The organism is Paracoccus sp. MC1854 (assembly GCF_014164635.1).
GTDB lineage: Bacteria > Pseudomonadota > Alphaproteobacteria > Rhodobacterales > Rhodobacteraceae > Paracoccus.
The window spans coordinates 42,966-61,834 of record NZ_JACJFU010000003.1 but is presented as its reverse complement, the minus strand read 5'-3'; the positions used below and the strand labels follow the sequence as shown (position 1 = coordinate 61,834).

Here is an 18,869-nt window from a genome sequence, read left to right as displayed (position 1 = left end):
CGGCATGAGCAGCTATCTCGACTACAAGCCCGACCATGCGCCGGCCGGCTGGCGCAAGATCCTGCATCTGAACTGGCCGCTGACCCTTCTTCTGGCAGCGGTGGCCTCGACCGGATTCCTGATGCTTTATTCGGTCGCGGGCGGCCGGGCCGAGGCCTGGGTCGAGCCGCAGGTGGAACGCTTCGCCGTCGGCTTCGTCGCCATGATCGCGCTGGCCTTCACCCCGGTCTGGTTCTGGCGCTCGATCTCGGTCGCGGCCTATGTCGTCTGTCTCGGGCTGCTGCTGGCCGTGGACATCGTCGGCCACAATGCCATGGGGGCGCAGCGATGGCTGGACATCGGGCCGATCAAGCTGCAGCCGTCGGAAATCAGCAAGATCGCGCTCGTGCTGGTGCTGGCGACCTATTACGCCTGGCTGGACCTTGCCCGTGTGTCGCGGCCGCTGTGGGTGCTGATCCCGGTCGCGCTGATCCTGCTGCCGACCGGGCTGGTGCTGGCGCAGCCGGACCTTGGCACCTCGGTCATGCTGGTCGCGGGCGGCGGCATCATGATGTTCGTGGCGGGCGTCAGCCTGTGGTATTTCGCGGCCGTGATCGGCGCGGTGGGCGGGCTGGTCTTCGCGGTCATGCGCAGCCGCGGGACGGAATGGCAGTTGCTGCACGACTACCAGTATCGGCGCATCGACACCTTCCTTGACCCGACCACCGACCCGCTGGGGGCGGGCTACAACATCACCCAGGCGCAGATCGCGCTGGGGTCCGGGGGCTGGTCGGGGCGGGGCTTCATGCAGGGCACGCAGAGCCGGCTGAACTTCCTGCCCGAAAAGCACACCGACTTCATCTTCACCACGCTGGCCGAGGAATTCGGCTTCGTCGGCTCGATCACGCTGCTGGGGCTTTACGCCCTCATCATCGCCTTCTGCATCTATTCGGCGATGACCAACCGCGACCGTTTCGCCAGCCTCATGACGCTGGGGATCGGGGGCACGTTCTTTCTGTATTTCGCGGTCAACATGGGGATGGTCATGGGCCTGATGCCGGTCGTGGGGGTGCCCCTGCCGATGGTCAGCTATGGCGGCACGCAACTGATGATCCTGCTGATGGCCTTCGGCCTTGTGCAATCCGCCCACGTGAACAGGCCCCGGTGATGCGCGTCTTCTTCGCCGCCCCTTCGCGCCTCTGGGACGAATGGTCCCCCGCCCTGCGCGCCGCCTGCCCCGAGATGGAGCTTTGCCGCGACGGCGACCCGGCCAGCTTCGACGCGCTGATCTATGCGCCGGGCTACCCCGACACGGGCGAGCCGATGGACTTCCGCCCCTTCACCCGCGCCCGCGTGGTGCAAAGCCTCTGGGCCGGGGTCGAGCGGATCGTGGGCAACAAGACGCTGACCCAGCCCTTGTGCCGGATGGTCGATCCGGGGCTGGCGCAGGGGATGGCGGAATGGTGCCTCGGCTGGACCATGCGGCTGCATCTGGGGATGGACCGCTACCTGCAGGACGGGCAGTGGCGGAACGGGCTGGTGCCGCCGCTGGCCTCGGAACGCCCGGTCACGATCCTCGGGATGGGAGAGTTGGGGCGGGCGGTGGCCGAGAAGCTGCAGGGCGCGGGCTTTCCCGTCACGGGCTGGTCAGCCTCGGGCCGCGCAGTTCCGGGGATTCGGGTGCTGGGGGCGGATGCGCTGCCGCAGGCGCTGGAGGGGGCGGAGATCCTGATCTCGCTGCTGCCCGACACGCCCGGGACGTGGAACCTGCTGGATGCGCAGAGGCTGGCGATGCTGCCGCAAGGGGCCTTCCTGCTGAACCCCGGACGCGGGACGGTGCTGGACGACGAGGCGCTGCTGGCCGCGCTGGACGAGGGGCGGCTGGCCCATGCCGTGCTGGACGTCTTCCGCACCGAGCCGCTGCCGCCCGGCCATCCCTTCTGGGCGCATCCGGGCGTGACGGTGACCCCGCATATCGCCGCCGACACCCGCCCTGCGACTGCCGCGCCGGTCGCCGCCGAGAACCTGCGCCGCGCCATGGAGGGGCGGCCCCTGCTGCATCTGGTGGACCGGACACGGGGCTACTAACGGTCAGCGCCAAACAACGACCGCATGAAAGCAGCAAGCGTGCCGAGATCGCCAAGAGCAAAAGGCGGCAGCTTGGCTGAAATGCGAGAAGGTCAGCGCAGCCAGAAGCGCGATTTGATTTGGTCAGGATTGTGCAAGGACAGCAACGCTGCCGTAACGTGAGGCGTCAGCGCAGCCGGGGCGGGGCGTCGGGATCGCGGCGCTTGGGTTCGGGTTTCGGCACGGCCACCGCCTCGATCCGCACGGCGCCTTGCGGCAGCGGCAGGTCCTCGAAGGTGACATCCACGCCGCCCTCGACCGGCGGCAAAAAGGCGATCAGTTCCGCCAGCGCCTTGGCAATCGCCGGCCTGTCGGGGTTGCCGGCGCCGGCCACGACGATCAGGTGCCCCTGCCGCCCGTCCTGCCAGTCCACGCCCACCAGCGCCGCGCCTGCCACCATCCCCGCCATGTCGCCCAGCCGGGTGGCGAGCGGCTCGGCCACCGTCCCGACCGCATTGGGGCGGGGCGCGGTCAGGCGGCGGGGGGCAGCCTCGCCCGCCTCGGGCGCCTCGGCCAGGGCCGCGATCAGCCAGCCCAGCGCACCTGCGTCCAGCAGCATCTCGGACGGGCGGCCGGGGTTGACCAGCAGCCCCAACCCCGCCTCGGCCAGTTCCCGCGCCAGAATCCGGCCCGGTAGCGAAACATGGGCGACCGGCCCGCCGAGGAACCCGGCAAGCGCCGCATCGTCGTCGCAGGCCAGCGCCACCGCGCCGCCCGGCAGGTCGAACATCCGCAACTCGGCCCGGTCGCCCGCAGGCTCGGACACAAGGGCGGCGTGCAGTTCCGTATCGGCCAGCCGCCGCAGGACCGCCGCGCGCTGGACCGGGTCCGCGTCGTGGAAGGGCACATGCGCGCAAAGGCGGTCGAGTTCGGTCTGGGGCGTCGTCACAGCACCTCGGCCAGCGTGCGGCGCAGTTCGGGCACCAGCTCGGCCTCGAACCACGGGTTGCGTTTCAGCCAACCGGTATTCCGCCAGGACGGGTGAGGCAAGGGAAACACCCGCGGCGCATGGTCCCGCCAGCCCGCCACGGCGGCGGTGACGTCCCGCAGGCCCAAGTGCCAGCGGATGGCGTAGCCGCCGATCAGCAGGGTGACGCGGGGCTGCAACTCCTCCAGCACCCGCGCCCGCCATGTCGCCGCGCAGACCGGGGGCGGCGGCAGGTCGGACCCCTTGGCATCATAGCCCGGAAAGCAGAAGCCCATCGGCACGATCGCCACGCGCGCGCGGTCGTAGAAGGTGGCCTCGTCCACCCCCATCCAGGACCTGAGCCGCTGGCCCGAGGCATCGGTGAAGGGCCGGCCCGAGTGATGCACCCGCATCCCCGGCGCCTGGCTGGCCACCAGCACCCGCGCGCCCCGTGCGAACCAGACCACGGGACGCGGCGCGTGGGCCGTCGCGGTCAGGGCGAAGCGGTCGGCACAAAGGCGGCAGCCGCGCAACTCGGCGGCGACGGGCAGGTCTTGGGGCGGGGACAGGTCGGTCATGCGGGTTCAGATAGGAACGCGGCGGGACGATAACACCTCGCATTCTCACGATCCGCTGCGTTTGATTGGACATAAGGGCGTCTGCGCCCTATGTTCGGTCCCTGAAAGCGGGCGGCTGGCGCCCGATGTCTCATGCGCCTTTTCGCCGGATGCTGGAATTCGACAACGTTTCAAAGTCGTTCTGGACCGGAACGCAGCGCAAGGTCATCCTTGACCAGGCCTCGTTTCGGGTGGAACTGGGGCAGTCGCTGGGCATCCTCGCGCCCAACGGCACCGGCAAGACCACCATCATCAACATGATGTGCGGGCTGGAAAAGCCCGACGAGGGCACGATCCGGGCGGACTGCCGGGTGTCCTTCCCGCTAGGCTTCATGGGCGGGGTGATCCCCAAGCTCTCGGCCAACGAGAACGCGCGCTATATCGCGCGGATCTACGGGCTGGACCCCGATTACGTTTCGGCCTTCTGCCGCTGGCTTTGCGACATCGACGAATATTTCGACCAGCCGGTCGGCACCTACAGTTCGGGGATGCGCTCGCGGCTGACATTCTCGCTGCTGCTGGCGCTGGATTTCGACATCTACCTGATCGACGAGGGGATGCCGGGATCGACCGACGTGGAATTCAACCGCAAGGCCGGCAGCGTGCTTTATGACCGGCTGAAGACCGCAACCGTGGTGGTGGTGTCCCACCAGCCCGCCACCTTGGAAAAATTCTGCCGCCGCGCGGGCGTCTTGCGCGACGGGCGTCTTTACATGTTCGATTCCCTGGACGAGGCCAAACAGTATTATGACTACACCGCCTAAGGTCCGCCGCTTTCATCTCAGCCCGTCCGAATCCCCTATCGCCGCCGCCCGCGAAGCGGCAAGGTCGGCCGTCCGCCCGGATGCCGCCCCGCGCCGCGCCGAGGCAGAGCCTGCGCGCACGGGCGTCAGGGTCGAGGTGCACAAGGGCGGCCGCCCGGCCGGACCGGCGGGACCGGCCGCAGATCAGGGTCAGCCCGGCGCCGAGATGCCCTTTGCCGACACGGACGACGGCTTCGGCAGCATGCGCTTTCCGGGGGCCGACGCGGCCACCCCGCCACAGGCGGCGAACGCGCCCGCGGGACCCGGGGCCGAAGCGGATGCCGCGGCGCTGGCCGCGATCCGGGCCGAGAACCTGACCTCGCGCCAGTTGCGCATGGCCGCCCGCATCGCCGCCATGCACGAGATCGAGGTTTCCTCGGAATACGAGGCCGTGCTGCGCCTGCGCCAACGCGGCATCGACCCCTTCCACCGCGGCGCGGTCGGCAAGATCCTGTCGGACGCGGGCCACGAGGCGCAGGCCGCGCCCTCGCCTCTCGCCCCGGCCACCGTGCCGGGTGGAAGGCCCCAGCGCAGCCGCAGCCGCGAGATCGTGCCCCTCCCCCCGCCCGGCGAGGTCGGCCCGCCACGGCGTCCCGAACTGCCCTCGCGCGAGGCGCTGACCGAGGAACGCCGCGCGGCGGAAATCTACCGCATCCAGCGCGACATCGCCCGCCGCCGCCGCAAGCGGCTGGCCTTCCTGATGGCGCGGCTGGCCTTCTTCGTGGGCCTGCCGACACTGATCGCGGGCTGGTACTACTTCACCCAGGCGACGCCGCTTTACGCGACCCATTCGCAGTTCCTGATCCAGACCGCCGATGGCGGCTTCGGCGGCGAATCGGCGGGCCTGCTGGGCGCCTCGCCCATGGCCACCAACCCCGACAGCGTGTCGGTGCAAAGCTACCTGACATCGCGGGGCGCGATGCTGCGGCTGGACGACGACTTGGGCTTCACCCGCGCCTTCCAGGACCCGGCGGTCGACGCACTGCTACGCCTGCCCGAGGATGCCACCTCGGAACAGGCCTACAAGCTTTACGATCAGTCGGTGAAGATCGGCTATGACCCGACCGAGGGCGTCATCAACATGGAGGTGATTGCCCCCGACCCCCAACTGTCCGAGCAGTTCTCGCTGGCGCTGATCCGCTATGCCGAGGGGCAGGTGGACCAGATGTCCGCCCGCCTGCGCGACGACCAGATGAAGGGTGCCGCCGAAAGCTATGCGGATGCCGAGCGGAAGGTGCAGGAGTCGCAGGACCGCATCCAGGAACTGCAGGTGCAGCTTGGGGTGCTGGACCCGATGGCCGAAAGCGGCGCGGTCATGGGGCGGATCAGCACGCTTGAAACCCAGTTGGCCGAAAAGCGGCTGGAACTGGGGCAGCTTCAGTCCAACCCCCGCCCGAACCAGAGCCGGGTGCAGGGCGTCGAGGGCGACATCAGCCGGATCGAGCAGATGATCGCGGAAACCCGCGCCCAGTTGACCGAGAATACCGGCAACCGCGCCTCGCTGGCGGCGATCACGGGGCAGTTGCGGATCGCCGAAAGCGACCTCGCCACCCGGCAGCAACTGCTGGCGGCAGCCGCCACGCAGATGGAGGCCGCGCGGGTCGAGGCGAACAAGCAGGTGCGCTATCTCTCGCTGTCGGTGGCTCCGGTTCCGCCCGACGCAGCGACCTATCCCAAGGCGCTGCAGAACACGATCGTGGCCTTTCTCATCTTCTCGGGGATCTATCTGATGATGTCGCTGACCGCTTCGATCCTGCGCGAACAGGTGTCGTCATGAGCACCGCCCCGCGCCACGTCGCCGTGAGGGACGTGACATTCGGCAACGACCTGCCGCTGGTCCTGATCGCCGGTCCCTGCCAGTTGGAAACGCTGGACCACGCCCTGTCCATCGCCGAACCCTTGGCGCAAGCCTGCGCCACGGCGGGCGCGGGCTTCGTCTTCAAGGCCAGCTACGACAAGGCGAACCGCACCTCGCTGTCGGGCAAGCGCGGCGTGGGTATCGACGAGGGGCTTGCGATGCTGGCCGCCGTGCGCGACCGGATCGGCTGCCCGGTGCTGACCGACGTGCATGACGAGGCGCAGGCCCTGCGCGCGGCCGAGGTCGCGGACATCATCCAGATCCCCGCCTTCCTGTCGCGCCAGACCGACCTGCTGCTGGCCGCCGGCCGCACGGGCGCGGTGGTCAACGTCAAGAAGGGCCAGTTCCTTGCCCCCTGGGACATGGGCAACGTGGCCGACAAGGTGGCCTCGACCGGCAACGACCGCATCCTGCTGACCGAACGCGGCGTCAGCTTCGGCTACAACACGCTGGTCGCGGACATGCGGTCCCTGCCGATCATGGCGCGGACGGGCTGGCCAGTGGTGATGGACGCGACCCACTCGGTCCAGCAGCCGGGCGGCCAAGGCGGATCGTCGGGGGGCCAGCGCGAGTTCGCGCCGGTGATGGCCCGCGCCGCCGTCGCCATCGGCGTGGCGGGCGTCTTCATCGAAACGCATGAGGACCCCGACCGAGCGCCCTCGGACGGGCCGAACATGGTGCCGCTGGACCGGATGCCGGCGCTGATCGCCAGCCTGATGCGCTTTGACCAACTGGCCAAGTCCGACCCGGTGATGGGCTGATCCCTAGGAAACCTGCGGCACCTTCACCGTCACCAGCAGATAGCGCGCCCGGATCAGGGTCTTGCCGTCTTCCCCCTGATTCTCGCGCTCGATCAGCGCGAGCATCCTGCCGCGCAGTTCATCGGCGCGCGGCCCCGGCCCGAGCCATTCGAACACCCGGATCACCGGGCCGAAATACTTGAGGAAGATCTCCAGCAGGGCCGAGGGCGGGCCATCCAGCCGGAACTCCTTGATGGACGGCTGCATGGCGATCGCCTCATGCGGGATGCCCGCCTGTCCGAATCGCTCGATCACCTTCGCCTCGATCCCCCAATCCGTTGGCGGGATGAACCCCTCGGGCGGCGGCGGGCCGTATTCCTGCATCATCCTGAGGATCTGGGCAGGCATGGTCGGATCGTTCGGAATCCAGTTGCCCATGACGATCCGCCCGCCGCGCCTGGCCACCCGGACCATGCTGCGCGCGACCTCCTGCGGGCAGGGCGCGAACATCGCGCCAAAGACGCTGAGCACCAGATCGAAGGCGTTGTCCGGCAGCGCCGACAGATCACAGGCATCGCCCTCAATGATGCGGATGTTGGTCAGCCCTTCGGCCGCCACCCGCGCCTGCGCCGCGGCCACGAGGTTGCGGGCGATGTCCACGCCCAGCACTTCGGTCCCGCGCCGCGCCATGGGCAGCGCCGTGCCGCCGTCCCCGCAGGCAAGATCCAGCGCCTTCATCCCCGGCGTGATGCCCAGTTCCTCGACCAGTTGATCCGCGCTGCCGCGCATGGTCTCGGCGAGCTTCGAGAAGTCGCCCTTCTCCCACAATTCCTTGTTCGGATTCATGATCGGTCTCCACCCTCGCGGTGACACGCGACGCCCGGTCCGCGAAGCCGGCCGGGCGAAGGGCGGACAGGCAGCAGGCCCGCCCGTCGAACACCGGCACCCGCCGGTGCGGCGCGATCATATCACGCGGCGGCCATCGGCGCGCCGAGAATCGCCCTGGCCGCTGCATGTCCCGAGGCCCAGGCCCATTGGAAATTGTAACCGCCCAGCCAGCCGGTCACGTCCACGACCTCGCCGATGAAATACAGGCCCGGAACATGGCGCGAGCGCAGGCTGCGGGCATCGAGATCGCGGCAGTCCACGCCGCCCACCGTCACCTCGGCGGTGCGATAACCCTCGGTTCCCACGGGCCGGATGCGCCAGCCATGGACCCTGTCGGCCAGCGCGCCCAGCCGCACGTCGGGCTGATCGGCCAGCCGCGCGCCTTCAAGGCCCGCCTCATCGACGATGGCGGCGGCAAGCCGCTCGGGCAGCATCCGGGCCAGCACCGTTGCAACCTGAACCCGGCCTCCCTCGCGCCGCGCAAGCTTCAGCGCCGCCGCGATCCCGTTCTGTGGACGCAGGTCCAGGGCCAGTTCCTCCCCTGCCCGCCAGTAGCTGGAGATCTGCAGGATGGCCGGGCCGGAAAGCCCGCGGTGGGTGAACAGCAACTGGTCGTCAAAGCTGATCGCCTTGCGGCGGGGCGCCTTCAGCGCCGGCAGCGAGGCGCGGGCCGCGACCGCGACCCCGGCCAGCGGCGCCGAGAGTTCCAGGTCCTGCCGGGCAAAGGTCAGCGGCACCAGCCCGGGGCGCGTATCCACGACCCGGTGCCCGGTGGCTGCGGCAATGTCATAGCCGATCCCCGTCGCGCCCATCTTCGGAATCGACTTGCCCCCGGTCGCGACGACGACATGCGCGGCCTCGATCGGTCCCGCCGAGGTCTCGACCCGCAGCCGTTCACCGGGCAGGATGCCGGTCACGGCAACGCCCAGCCGCAGCTCGGCCGGTCCCATCCTTTCCACCAGCATCCGCACGACCTGGGTGGCGCGTCCATCGCAGAAAAGCTGCCCCTGCGCCTTCTCGTGCCAAGCGATTCCGGCGCGGTTCACCAGCGCGACGAAATCCTCGGGCCTGAACCCGGCCAAGGCCGAGGCGCAGAATCGCGGCACATCCGACAGGAAGGTGTCATGCCGGGTCGCAAGATTGGTGAAATTGCACCGTCCCCCGCCCGAGATGCGGATCTTTTCGCCCGGCGCACGGGCATGATCCAGCACCACGACCCGCAGCCCGTGCCCCGCAAGGCTGCCCCCGCAGAACAACCCGGCCGCCCCCGCCCCGAGAATGACGACATCCACCTGTTTCATCCGGCGCCGATAACCGTCCGTACAGGCCGGCACAAGTTTTTGTGCGCGCCCTCTTGCGCGCCCCGTGAGGCACCGCTAAACACCCCCGCACTGCTGGGGCGTGGCCAAGTGGTAAGGCATCGGTTTTTGGTACCGTGTACCGTAGGTTCGAATCCTACCGCCCCAGCCAGTCATCTTACCTGACTTCATCTCACGCCTGAGGCGCAGGAAGACCTGCGCTATTTCCGTGGCTTGTGCAGGCTCGCTGCGCACTGAGACGCGGCTTTCTCCCTGATATCCCCGCATCTTCCGTGCCCGTCTCAGGAGGGGTTTTCGGTCGTACGGTTTTCGCCTGCCGCAGGCGTTTACAGGGAAATTACAGGGAAAATATCAGGCAAAGCTCAGTCAGGGCAGGATCAGACAGCTGTTTGAGCACCGGTTTTCAACGGCTTGGCACGGGAATTCCCTGCCCGCATGAACAGGGAATTGGTGGCGCAGCATCAGGGAACAGGCGCCGCCCGATCAGGGAAACAACAGAGAGGAACAGGGAAGCGGATCAAGCCGGGGAGATGCCGGTGCGGCGGTACTGCTGATCCCACTCCGGCGGCATTTCAGGCCGCGTCAGACTGTGCAGGGTCAGGTGCTCGGGCTGTGTGCCGTCGAGGATCGCGCTCTGGATCTCAGGAGCGAGAAAGGCCAGCTGCAGATGCCCGCGCAGGCAGCCGGCGGAGATGCCGGAGTCATGGGCCAGCCGACCCAGATCCGCGCCCTGACGCAGGGCACCGAGCCATCGGTGGGCGCGGATCAGCGCGCCGGCCAGCTTCGGATCCGGTTGCCGGGCAAACTCGCCGATCACCACCTTTGCTCCCACGCCACGCCGGCAGAGGGAGACGGCAAGGGTCAGGCTCAGGGCGTCGGGACAGAGGTCGTGCGGCTCCAGACCGCAGAGCGCTGCGACAGCGCCGGAGGACAAGTGAAGCGTGAGACGGTCGGTCGCGACCCGACCCTCCTCAATCAGTCCTAGGAGCCGCGCCTCCGCTTCGGACTTGCCGCTCGCGTCAAAAATCTTCGCTGTCAATTGCTCTTCAGCCGAGCCGTGGCGCAGAAGATCGGGTTCAGCGAGCAACCTGTGCTCGTGCAGGAGCCGGGCGAAGTGCGCACGGATGCCGGTTGCGATCCCGGTCTCCAGCGTCGCCGCGGGCAGGCGCCAGGCGGTCGGATCGGGCGGACCGGAGATGAGCCGGTTGGAGACGTAATAGCGATAGCGGCGCGAACCCTTCGTGGTCTGGGTCGGAGTGAGGCGGTCGCCGGCTTCATCGGTCAGCTTGCCGATGAGCGGAGAGGAGGCGCTGCCCTCCGCAGTTTCCTGCCCACGCATCCGCCCGGCACGCTCCTGCACCCGCTGCCACTGCTTCGCTCCGATGATCGGCGGATGCCGGTCGGGGTGGTCCATGCCGCGATGCCGGACGCGACCGATGTAGACCGGATTGGTCAGCAGATAATACAGCTGCCCGCGCCCGAAGGGTCTTTGACCCACCTCCTCATCCATGCGATTGCGGCGCGCCTTGGTGCACATTCCGAGCGCCTTTGCCTGGTCCGTCAGGGCCGTGAGGCAGCCGGTCTCCTCGTAGAGATTGAAGAGTCGTTGCACCTGCTCGGCCTCAAGAGGGTTCACCACCAGCACCTGCTCGCGCGCATCGGGGTGGCGGTCGTAGCCCAAGGGCAGCGTGCCGCCCATCCACAATCCCCGTCGTTTCGAGGCTGCGATCTTGTCGCGGATGCGCTCGCCCGCAACCTCGCGCTCGAACTGCGCAAAGCTCAGGAGCACGTTCAGGGTCAGCCGCCCCATGCTGGTCGAGGTGTTGAAGGCCTGCGTCACCGAGACAAACGAGCAGCCCTTCGCCTCCAGCCGTTCCACGAGACGCGCGAAGTCGGCAAGCGAGCGGGTGAGGCGGTCGATCTTGTAGACCACGATCATGCCGATGCGGCCCGCGTCGACCTCGGCGAGCAACCGCTGCAGCGCCGGCCGGTCGGTATTGCCGCCCGAGAAGCCGCCGTCATCGAAGCGGTCCTTCACCAGTCTCCAGCCCTCGTGCTTCTGGCTCGCGATGTAAGCGGCGCAGGCCTCATGCTGGGCGTCGAGGGTGTTGAAGCCCTGATCGAGCCCCTCCTCCGTGGACTTGCGGGTGTAGATGGCGCAGCGGACCGGGGCCGGCGAGCTCATGTCCGCCGCCTCTTCTGCCCTGCGTCCTGCCCTGTCCCATCAAGCCCGAAGAAGCGCGGACCCGACCACTGCGCCCCGGTGATCTCGCGGGCAATGGCCGAGAGCGAGCGCCATGGGCGACCGTTCCAGAAGTATCCTTCCGCTCTGATCTCCACGACATGGGTGGTGCCGTTCCATTCGCGCAGGAGCCGCCCCCCGGCGACCGGAACTGCCGCCTTCGGGCGACTGTCCGAACGGGCTGCGTGTTCGAGCCGCTCGGCGAGGGCCGGGGGCCAGCCGCCGACGGTGCCGAGCTGAAGATCGAAGGCCAGCACCTTGCGCAGGAGCGGCTGGCTCATGGACCGTGGCGGTCGGCCGCCGTGGAGCTCCTGCCAGAGCCCAAGAAGCCCGGCACGGTCGAGACTGGAGAGGCTGGCAACCGAGGCGGCGGTACGCGGCGCTGCGGCCGGAGCGGTCTGGGACTGGGACATCGGGTTCTTCCGGCTGTGGTGACCGTTGCGGTCGCTGGTACCGGAGAGAGCCCGGCGATGGTCCGGGCGTGCAGTCAGTCACGCTCGGCGTCGGCCGGAAGTCCAGTCGGAGGGAGACGATCTCGACGGCAACATCGAGAGACCTGCCCGTCTTGTAGGATTTTTCTCCGCAGACAGATATTATCCTGTAGCCAGCGCCGGGCCTCAGCCACATACTGGATCTATGAGCACCTCTTGTTACTCATACAAGCCATCGAAGCGACCGCCGGGCCGCCCGGCTGGCTCCGCGCCCTACAAGGCGGAGGATGAGGCCCTTCTGAGGAAGGCCGCCTGTGCACTGGCGGAGAACGATGCCCTGACCCTCACGGCTGTCCTGCGGGCCTGTGACGTGACGCGGGAGAAGGATCTTGCACGGCTCCGGGCACGGTGGCGACAGGTCGGCCCAGCCTTTCTCGATGACGCCCGACGCAACCGGGCAGCCCCTGCGGTTCGTGACTCCTTGCTCCTGCTCTCTTCCGTGGTGGCCGAGTTTGCCGATCGCAGCCGAAGCTCCGGCGATTTCCAGGAGCTGAAGCAGGTGCTCGCCAAGTGTCGCGAGGAGCTTCGTGGTCAATCCGGCGTCCGCCTCACCGATTTAACCACAGTTTTCTGGGCGATGCACGACAGCGGCAACCAGACTGGGAGCTCAGTGGCCAGGCCTCCCAGCCTCATTGGCGACAGAACGACGGCTCATGGGATATCCGATGGCGATCTGCTCTTCCTGTGGGCGCGTCTCTGCGACCGGGAGGCCATCGCGGCATGGGCAAGGGAGGAGAGGCTGAACGATGACCAAAACCCCACGGATTGAGCATCTCCCGCCCGCCGAGTTGAAGCCCTGGGCCAGAAACGCCCGCAAGCACTCCCGCAAGCAGCTGCGGCAGATCGCCGACAGCATCCGCGAGTTCGGCTTCACCAACCCCGTCCTGATCGATGAGACGCGCACCATTCTCGCCGGACATGGACGTGTCGAGGCCGCAAAGCTCCTCGGCCTTGCCCAGGTTCCCTGCGTCTTCATCGAGCACATGAGCGAGGCCCAGAAGCGCGCCTATGTGCTGGCCGACAACAAGCTCGCGCTGAATGCCAGTTGGGACGAAGAGCTGCTTGCCGAAGAGCTGGCGGCACTGGCGAGCATTGATGCCGGGTTCGACCTTGGCGTGACCGGTTTCGAGATCGCCGAGATCGATGCGCTGATCGATGCAGCCGAGCCCGAAGCCGACCAGGACCCGCGCGACGACGCCATCCCGAAGGATGTCGAGGCCCGGGTGCAGCCGGGCGACGTCTGGGCGCTCGGTCCCCATCGCCTGATCTGCGGCGACAGTCTCGATCCGGGTGTCGTCGGCCGGCTCATGAAGGGTGAGCAGGCCCGGATGGTGTTCACCGATCCGCCCTACAATGTTCCGATCGACGGCCATGTCAGCGGCAAGGGGGCGATCCGGCACCGGGAGTTCGCAATGGCGTCGGGTGAGATGACGGCCTCCGAGTTCACGGACTTCCTGCGCCGGGTGTTCTCGAACCTCGTCGCCCATGCAGAAGACGGCGCGATCCACTTCATCTGCATGGACTGGCGCCACATGGGTGAGATCATGGCCGCGGCTCAGGGCATCTATAGCGAACTCAAGAACCTGATCGTCTGGGCCAAGGACAGTGGCGGCATGGGGACCTTCTACTGCTCGCGCCATGAACTGATCGTTGCCTACAAGCAGGGAACGGCGTCTCACACCAACAGCTTTGAACTCGGCCAGCATGGGCGCTACCGGACGAACGTGTGGCAGTATCGCGGCGCCAATCTGGAGGAGCTTCGGCTGCACCCGACCGTGAAGCCGGTTCAGATGATCGTGGATGCTATCCGGGACGTCTCGGCACGCGGCGAGATCGTCCTTGATCTCTTTGGAGGCTCCGGCTCGACCCTCATTGCCGCCGAGAAGACCGGCCGGCGGGCACATCTCTGCGAGATCGATCCACAGTACTGTGACATCATCCTGACCCGCTATGAGGCTTGGGCTCATGACGAGGCCGTGCTGATCGACCGCCCGGCCCCAGCTGCGGCAAGCAGTTCGCCGCGAAGCACGGAGGCGGTCAGCGCCGCGGATGATGACATCAGGCGGCTCATCTCATGACGGATGCGCCCAGAACGCCCACGAACGGCGATTACGAAGTGGGCTATGGCAAGCCGCCGAAGCACAGGCGCTTCCAGAAGGGCAAATCGGGCAATCCAGCCGGTCGGCCTCGCGGGGCCAAAAACAAGTCGAAGTTCTCGAGCAATACCCTGAATGACATGCTGCGCCGGGAGTTGGAGCGAGAGGTCGAGATCCGGGGGACAAGCGAACCTGAGGTTCTGTCCATTGCCCAAGCCGCGATGCGGGCGCTGGGGGTGCAAGCCGTCAAAGGCAATGTCCGTGCCCAGCAACAGGTCATCGCGCTGCAGCGCGACCTCGACATGCAGGAGGCGGCACGGCAGGCAGAGCATGATCAGGCCCTGATTGCCCTGCGCAACGGCCAGCTGGCCAGCCGGGATCGATGCCGGGAACTCGGCTTGTCCGAAGATGACATCATCCCCAACCCCGATCATATCGTCCGCGACCGCGCGACCGGGAACATGATCATCCGCGGACCTGCTGACCGGCAGCAGAAAGTCGAGTGGGAGCGGATGTGGGCGTACCTGGGTTCGTTCCAGTGCGAGATCGAGAAATCGCGAAAGAAGCTGGCCAGACTGGCTCCGTCTCATGTGCAGGAACGAAAAGACCTGACCGAGAGCATCGAGACGAACGGGTATTGGCTGACCTTCTACGACATGAAGCTGATGACCGTCTTCTCGCTTCCGGCATGGCAGGTGTCAGAGGACCGCCAGGAACAGGATGTGCTGGAGCAGCGGGTGCGGGAGGGCAGATGGCCTGATCCACCGGCAGATGTAAGGCGCGGTAGTTGGGACTTGCACTGTTCAAGTCCGCCTTAAAGCCAACGGCACAGGTCGCCTTTGAGATCGAGCAGAACAAGTCCGACGCCGAGGGCAGTGAAACGACCCGGCCGCCAGCAAGAGGAACAGCAGATGATCAGGATCTGACGGCAGAGCGGACGACGCAAAGCTGGATCGACCGCTTCAGGCTGCTGTCGCGCTTGCCTAAGGATATCCGTGCCGATCTGGAGACAGGATCGACGATCGTGTCGGTGCCGGCCGGCGGGCAGGTCTTTGCCCCGGGTCAGTCGGCAGAAAACGTGCTGGTGGTTCTCTCCGGGACGGTAAGTGTCCAGCGACCACCTGAAAATGGGCGCAGTCCGCCCCCGTTTGAGTTGGGGCCCGGTGAGCCCTGCATCCTGGCCCTGTCCAGTGAGATGGCGATTGAAGACTACGGTGCCGACGGGATCGCTGTAACCGCCGCGACCCTCGTGGCCATTCCAAGCGCGATTTTTGTCGACGTATTCACACGCTCGCCTGACTTCCGCATGTTTGTGTTCGAGCTTTGACAGCAAATACGCTGCTCCCCAACGTTCTACCGCCTGAAGGCAGAGTCTTCCAGCTTCGCTCAGGGTGACGGGCTGGTGACGTCCCCCGATTTCGTCAGCGTGATCAGAACCTTGTTGCCGATCGCACCGTATGGCCGCTCTTCGTTGTAGTATCTATGCCAAGCCTCCAGCTTTTCTGCCGCATCGGCAAGGGTCAGGAACCAATGCTGGTTTAGGCACTCGGTCCGGAACCGGCCATTGAACGCTTCGATGAACGCATTGTCGGTCGGCTTCCCTGGCCGGGAGAAGTCGAGAACAACGCCGCGCTGATAGGCCCACAAGTCCATGTCTCGCGAGACGAACTCGCTGCCCTGATCGACCCGGATCGTCTTCGGATAGCCGATCTTCCGGCAAACCCGCTCGAGGGTCGCCACCACGTCTTCGCCGCGATAGCTGTAACGCACATCGAGAATGGGAACATAGCGCGAGAACGTGTCAACGACCGCCAGCACGCGCAGTTTCCTGCCCGTTGCCAGTTGATCATGTACGAAGTCCATTGCCCACACCTCGTTCGGGCCGACTGCCTCGACACGGTCGTCGCGCAGTTTGGCCTTCACCCGCCGCTTCGGCGTCTTGTTCCTGAACTGAAGCCCCAACTCCCTGTAAATTCAGTAAACCTTCTTGATGTTGATGCCCCAGCCTTCGCGGTCGAGCAGGACATGGACCCGGCGGTAGCCATACCGGACACGCATCTCGCAGATTTCCCGGATCCGCTTGGCGACAGCGGGCGCTGTCAAAGGAACCGGCTGGCGGCGAGACCTTGACCGCCCTACCCTGCCCGGCATGACCCAGCGCAGTCCCTTCCGCTATTTCAAGACCTCGCCCGAGATCATCCGCCTGGCTGTGATGCTGTATGTCCGCTTTCCACTATCATTGCGGAACGTCGAGGACCTGCTGCATGAGCGTGGCATCGACGTGAGCCACGAGACCGTCCGCTTCTGGTGGCACAGGTTCGGGCCACTCTATGCCGCCGAGATCCGTAGAATGCGTGCTTCGGCCATGCGGTCTGGTCCACAATGGAAGTGGCACTTGGACGAGGTCTTCGTGAAGATCAACGGACGCACCCACTACCTCTGGCGGGCCGTCGTCCACGAGGGCGAGGTGCTGGAATCCGTCGTCACCAAGACCCGCGATAAGACCCGCGATCGTAAGGCAGCGCTGAAGTTCCTGAGGAAACTGATGCGCAGGTACGGCCGGCCAGAGCAGATCGTCACCGACCGACTGCGCTCCTACGGGGCAGCCCTTCGGCAACTCGGCGCAGGCGCCCGACAGCACTCGGCAAGACATGCGAATAATCGCGTCGAGAACTCGCATCTGCCGTTCCGGCGACGAGAGCGGGCCATGCTCCGCTTCCGGCGGATGAAGACGCTACATCTCTTTGCTGCCGTCCGCTCTTCCGTCTCAAACCACTTCAACCAGGATCGCAGCCTCTCTCGTCGTCAGCACTTCAAGGCCAACCGAGCCGCCGCTCTCGCTGAGTGGCGGCAGCTCGGCGCGGCCTGAGGGCCCGCCCGACCGCGAACACTGAGACGAGTTCGCATTCGTCTGGCAGCACACAAGTTCGCATTCCTCTGACAACGCATGAGGAGGTCCATCACTGACGCCGTTCTGCGCTCTGAAGACCGGGTACCTCGACACTCCCCAAGACTGGTGAGGCGGATCTTAGCCAGGATCGCTGGTGAAATGCCCTCATCGTTGTGCTATGTTAGGATCTGCCGGACAGGAGAACGCGGCATGATCGGCGAGGCTGCTCGCGACGGCGTGGTGATCGGGATGCTGCTGGGATTGGAGCAGGGAAGCCCACTGGTCGTCTTTGCCGGCAACCTGTCGCCGGAAGCCATCCCCGCACGCAGTCTCGTGCGCCTTGAACCCGAGGACATCGGTGCCGAACTCGCCCTTCTCTTCGAGGACGGGGACGCCAGCCGCCCACTGGTGATCGGCCGCATCGTCACCCCCCTCCCCCAAGGCACGATCGTCGTCCGCGACGGCGAGCCGCTGCGCATCACCGCGCGCGAACGGATCGAACTTCGATGCGGCAAGGCATCGATCGTGATGGAGGCCGACGGTCACATCACCATCCGCGGCACCTATCTGGTCAGCCACGCCTCGGCCGCGAACCGCATCCGGGGCGGGTCGATCAACCTGAACTGATGTACCCGCCTGCCCCCGTCCTGCCCGAGATCCTGCGCCAACACGCCGAGCAGGCGGCGTTCCTGTGGACGGTCTATGACCGGGCGATGCTGTTCCCCGAGGAGAACCCGGAAATGGACGCCCTGCGCATTGCCCGGCTGCTGGAGCGGCTGGAGGCGCATCTGGACGGGTTGCGCGTGGCTGGCGCCGAGGGGCTGCGGGTGGCGGAGGCGCGGTTCGCGGAATACCCCGAGGCGGGGGAGTTGTTCGTGGTGCGGATGTTGCAGCCGGGAGCGGAGAAGGTGCGGGTGGCGGACTTGGATTGGGAGCGGGTCAGGGGGTATCTGACCCGCTGCCTCGATCAGCCGCCGTAATCCGCCATATCCAGTCGGCGCAGGAAGATGTTGCCGTCATAGCCCATCTCGAACCCCTCCCAATTCTGGCCGTCGAAGACGAAGACCTCCTTCCAACCAGAGATCACCAGCTTCTCGGCCGAGGCATGCATAAAGAAGCCCTGCCCCAGGTTGCGGAACGGGCGCAGCGCGCGGCCCTCCTGCACGCTGATGCCATAGCTGGGGTCGGTCCAGTAGCGCCGGCCCTTGAAGCTGCGTATCCCGAAATAGTCCCAAGGCTCGGCCTCGAGCGCGATCAACTCGTCCGCGACCAGCGCATAGGCGGTGCCCCCAGCACCACCGAAATGCAGCGCGCCATCGGCCGAAACCTCCAGCGCATAGAGATTGCGCTGGTCCGGGATCTCCAGCGGCACCCAAGCGCGCCCCTCAAGCCGCAGCAGCAAACCGCCATGACCGCAGGCATGCACGTCGCCGGCCGAGGTGCCGTGTATATCGCGCAATACCGCAAGATCGTAGGGCTGGATCAAATTCCAGCCCGCGCCTACCTCGCGGATATAGGCGACGCCGTGATCACCAAAGACGAATTGCGGGCCGCCCTCCAGATGCCAGACCCGGCGCAGCACCCCCTCGGGCAATGCGGTAACGCTGTCACCCGCCGGCGTCAGGTCATGGACCAGCCCGCCCAGTTCCAGTACCACATGTCGGTCCGGGACCAGTGTGGCATGCGAGTTGATCGCGTCCTCGATCTGCAGCCGTATCGTGAAGGTCAGCGTCTCGCCGAAGTCGATGTCGAGCAGGAACGAGCGCGAGAACTCGCAATCGACATCGGTCAGCTCGAAACTTGCGCTGTAGCGCGTGCCGCCAAGATGGAAGGCGTCGACGGTCTCGATGCGGACCTCGGAAGGGTCGAGGTCGTCCAGCGGATTGTCCGAAGGGGTGTCGGTATCGGTCAT

The 18,869-nt window shown here is 66.6% G+C and carries 19 protein-coding genes, 1 tRNA gene and 1 pseudogene; 13 read left to right on the top strand and 8 right to left on the bottom strand.

All coding sequences use genetic code 11. The features are described 5' to 3' along the window. Positions 1 to 4: 4 nt before the first annotated feature. Complete coding sequence (gene rodA, locus H5395_RS03540) at positions 5 to 1,147, top strand: rod shape-determining protein RodA (RefSeq protein ID WP_182791160.1); 1,143 nt, start codon at positions 5 to 7, stop codon at positions 1,145 to 1,147. Continuing rightward, entirely contained in the window at positions 1,147 to 2,067 is a 921-nt protein-coding gene (locus H5395_RS03535) for a glyoxylate/hydroxypyruvate reductase A (protein ID WP_182791159.1), read from the top strand. Before rodA ends, H5395_RS03535 begins: the two co-directional genes overlap by 1 nt. 166 nt (positions 2,068 to 2,233) lie before the next feature. On the opposite strand, the gene H5395_RS03530 is transcribed toward H5395_RS03535, so the two are convergent. Together H5395_RS03530 and H5395_RS03525 are read right to left on the bottom strand one after the other, a co-directional pair. Continuing rightward, positions 2,234 to 2,995: a hypothetical protein gene (locus H5395_RS03530; RefSeq protein ID WP_182791158.1), complete on the bottom strand. Its 762-nt coding sequence runs from the start codon at positions 2,993 to 2,995 to the stop codon at positions 2,234 to 2,236. Next, complete coding sequence (locus tag H5395_RS03525; protein ID WP_182791157.1) at positions 2,992 to 3,591, bottom strand: uracil-DNA glycosylase family protein; 600 nt, start codon at positions 3,589 to 3,591, stop codon at positions 2,992 to 2,994. Before H5395_RS03525 ends, H5395_RS03530 begins: the two co-directional genes overlap by 4 nt. Positions 3,592 to 3,740: 149 nt before the next feature. Here H5395_RS03525 and H5395_RS03520 point away from each other — a divergent pair, with 149 nt between their 5' ends. Genes H5395_RS03520 through kdsA form a run of 3 tightly spaced genes read left to right on the top strand, consistent with a single transcriptional unit; the run spans position 3,741 to position 7,052 of the window. Next, the gene (locus H5395_RS03520; protein ID WP_182791318.1) at positions 3,741 to 4,394 is read left to right on the top strand and encodes an ABC transporter ATP-binding protein; all 654 of its coding nucleotides are present in this window, start codon (positions 3,741 to 3,743) and stop codon (positions 4,392 to 4,394) included. Then, positions 4,378 to 6,210, top strand: coding sequence for a capsule biosynthesis protein (locus H5395_RS03515; RefSeq protein WP_182791156.1), 1,833 nt, complete (start codon positions 4,378 to 4,380; stop codon positions 6,208 to 6,210). The genes H5395_RS03520 and H5395_RS03515 overlap by 17 nt, the downstream gene beginning before the upstream one ends. Further along, positions 6,207 to 7,052: a 3-deoxy-8-phosphooctulonate synthase gene (gene kdsA, locus H5395_RS03510; protein WP_182791155.1), complete on the top strand. Its 846-nt coding sequence runs from the start codon at positions 6,207 to 6,209 to the stop codon at positions 7,050 to 7,052. The genes H5395_RS03515 and kdsA overlap by 4 nt, the downstream gene beginning before the upstream one ends. Positions 7,053 to 7,055: 3 nt before the next feature. On the opposite strand, the gene H5395_RS03505 is transcribed toward kdsA, so the two are convergent. Then, positions 7,056 to 7,877 carry a class I SAM-dependent methyltransferase gene (locus H5395_RS03505; protein WP_182791154.1) on the bottom strand — a complete coding sequence of 274 codons (822 nt, stop codon included), beginning with the start codon at positions 7,875 to 7,877 and terminating at the stop codon, positions 7,056 to 7,058. Positions 7,878 to 7,999: 122 nt separating this feature from the next. Beyond that, the gene (locus H5395_RS03500; RefSeq protein ID WP_182791153.1) at positions 8,000 to 9,220 is read right to left on the bottom strand and encodes an NAD(P)/FAD-dependent oxidoreductase; all 1,221 of its coding nucleotides are present in this window, start codon (positions 9,218 to 9,220) and stop codon (positions 8,000 to 8,002) included. Between the two features lie 94 nt (positions 9,221 to 9,314). Here H5395_RS03500 and H5395_RS03495 point away from each other — a divergent pair. After that, positions 9,315 to 9,389: transfer RNA gene (locus H5395_RS03495), tRNA-Gln, on the top strand. Positions 9,390 to 9,755: 366 nt separating this feature from the next. On the opposite strand, the gene H5395_RS03490 is transcribed toward H5395_RS03495, so the two are convergent. Next, positions 9,756 to 11,423, bottom strand: a complete 1,668-nt coding sequence (locus H5395_RS03490; RefSeq protein WP_182791152.1) for a recombinase family protein — start codon at positions 11,421 to 11,423, stop codon at positions 9,756 to 9,758. Then, a complete protein-coding gene (locus H5395_RS03485) occupies positions 11,420 to 11,893 on the bottom strand; it encodes a DUF2924 domain-containing protein (RefSeq protein WP_182791151.1) in 474 nt (157 codons plus the stop codon). Before H5395_RS03485 ends, H5395_RS03490 begins: the two co-directional genes overlap by 4 nt. 499 nt (positions 11,894 to 12,392) lie before the next feature. On the opposite strand from H5395_RS03485, the gene H5395_RS03480 reads away from it, so the two are divergent. The 4 genes from H5395_RS03480 to H5395_RS03465 are packed head-to-tail and all read left to right on the top strand — an operon-like array spanning position 12,393 to position 15,394. Continuing rightward, positions 12,393 to 12,740: a hypothetical protein gene (locus tag H5395_RS03480; RefSeq protein ID WP_182791150.1), complete on the top strand. Its 348-nt coding sequence runs from the start codon at positions 12,393 to 12,395 to the stop codon at positions 12,738 to 12,740. Continuing rightward, entirely contained in the window at positions 12,718 to 14,049 is a 1,332-nt protein-coding gene (locus H5395_RS03475; RefSeq protein WP_182791149.1) for a DNA methyltransferase, read from the top strand. Before H5395_RS03480 ends, H5395_RS03475 begins: the two co-directional genes overlap by 23 nt. After that, positions 14,046 to 14,885 (top strand): DUF5681 domain-containing protein, encoded by an 840-nt coding sequence (locus tag H5395_RS03470; protein WP_182791148.1) that lies wholly within the window; start codon positions 14,046 to 14,048, stop codon positions 14,883 to 14,885. Before H5395_RS03475 ends, H5395_RS03470 begins: the two co-directional genes overlap by 4 nt. Next, positions 14,855 to 15,394: a Crp/Fnr family transcriptional regulator gene (locus H5395_RS03465; RefSeq protein WP_182791147.1), complete on the top strand. Its 540-nt coding sequence runs from the start codon at positions 14,855 to 14,857 to the stop codon at positions 15,392 to 15,394. Before H5395_RS03470 ends, H5395_RS03465 begins: the two co-directional genes overlap by 31 nt. Positions 15,395 to 15,453: 59 nt before the next feature. Here H5395_RS03465 and H5395_RS03460 read toward each other — a convergent pair. After that, positions 15,454 to 16,149 (bottom strand): annotated as a pseudogene (locus H5395_RS03460) (IS3 family transposase); the annotation flags it as partial. Between the two features lie 67 nt (positions 16,150 to 16,216). Here H5395_RS03460 and H5395_RS03455 point away from each other — a divergent pair. The 3 genes from H5395_RS03455 to H5395_RS19320 all read left to right on the top strand — a co-directional run bounded on the left by H5395_RS03455 (position 16,217) and on the right by H5395_RS19320 (position 17,937). Continuing rightward, positions 16,217 to 16,936: an IS6 family transposase gene (locus H5395_RS03455; protein ID WP_182791146.1), complete on the top strand. Its 720-nt coding sequence runs from the start codon at positions 16,217 to 16,219 to the stop codon at positions 16,934 to 16,936. A 231-nt stretch (positions 16,937 to 17,167) separates the two neighbouring features. Further along, positions 17,168 to 17,584 carry a DUF6484 domain-containing protein gene (locus tag H5395_RS03450; protein WP_182791145.1) on the top strand — a complete coding sequence of 139 codons (417 nt, stop codon included), beginning with the start codon at positions 17,168 to 17,170 and terminating at the stop codon, positions 17,582 to 17,584. Then, entirely contained in the window at positions 17,584 to 17,937 is a 354-nt protein-coding gene (locus H5395_RS19320; RefSeq protein WP_182791144.1) for a hypothetical protein, read from the top strand. The genes H5395_RS03450 and H5395_RS19320 overlap by 1 nt, the downstream gene beginning before the upstream one ends. On the opposite strand, the gene H5395_RS03440 is transcribed toward H5395_RS19320, so the two are convergent. Beyond that, a complete protein-coding gene (locus H5395_RS03440) occupies positions 17,925 to 18,869 on the bottom strand; it encodes a hypothetical protein (RefSeq protein ID WP_182791143.1) in 945 nt (314 codons plus the stop codon). The two genes, H5395_RS19320 and H5395_RS03440, sit on opposite strands and share 13 nt — an antisense overlap.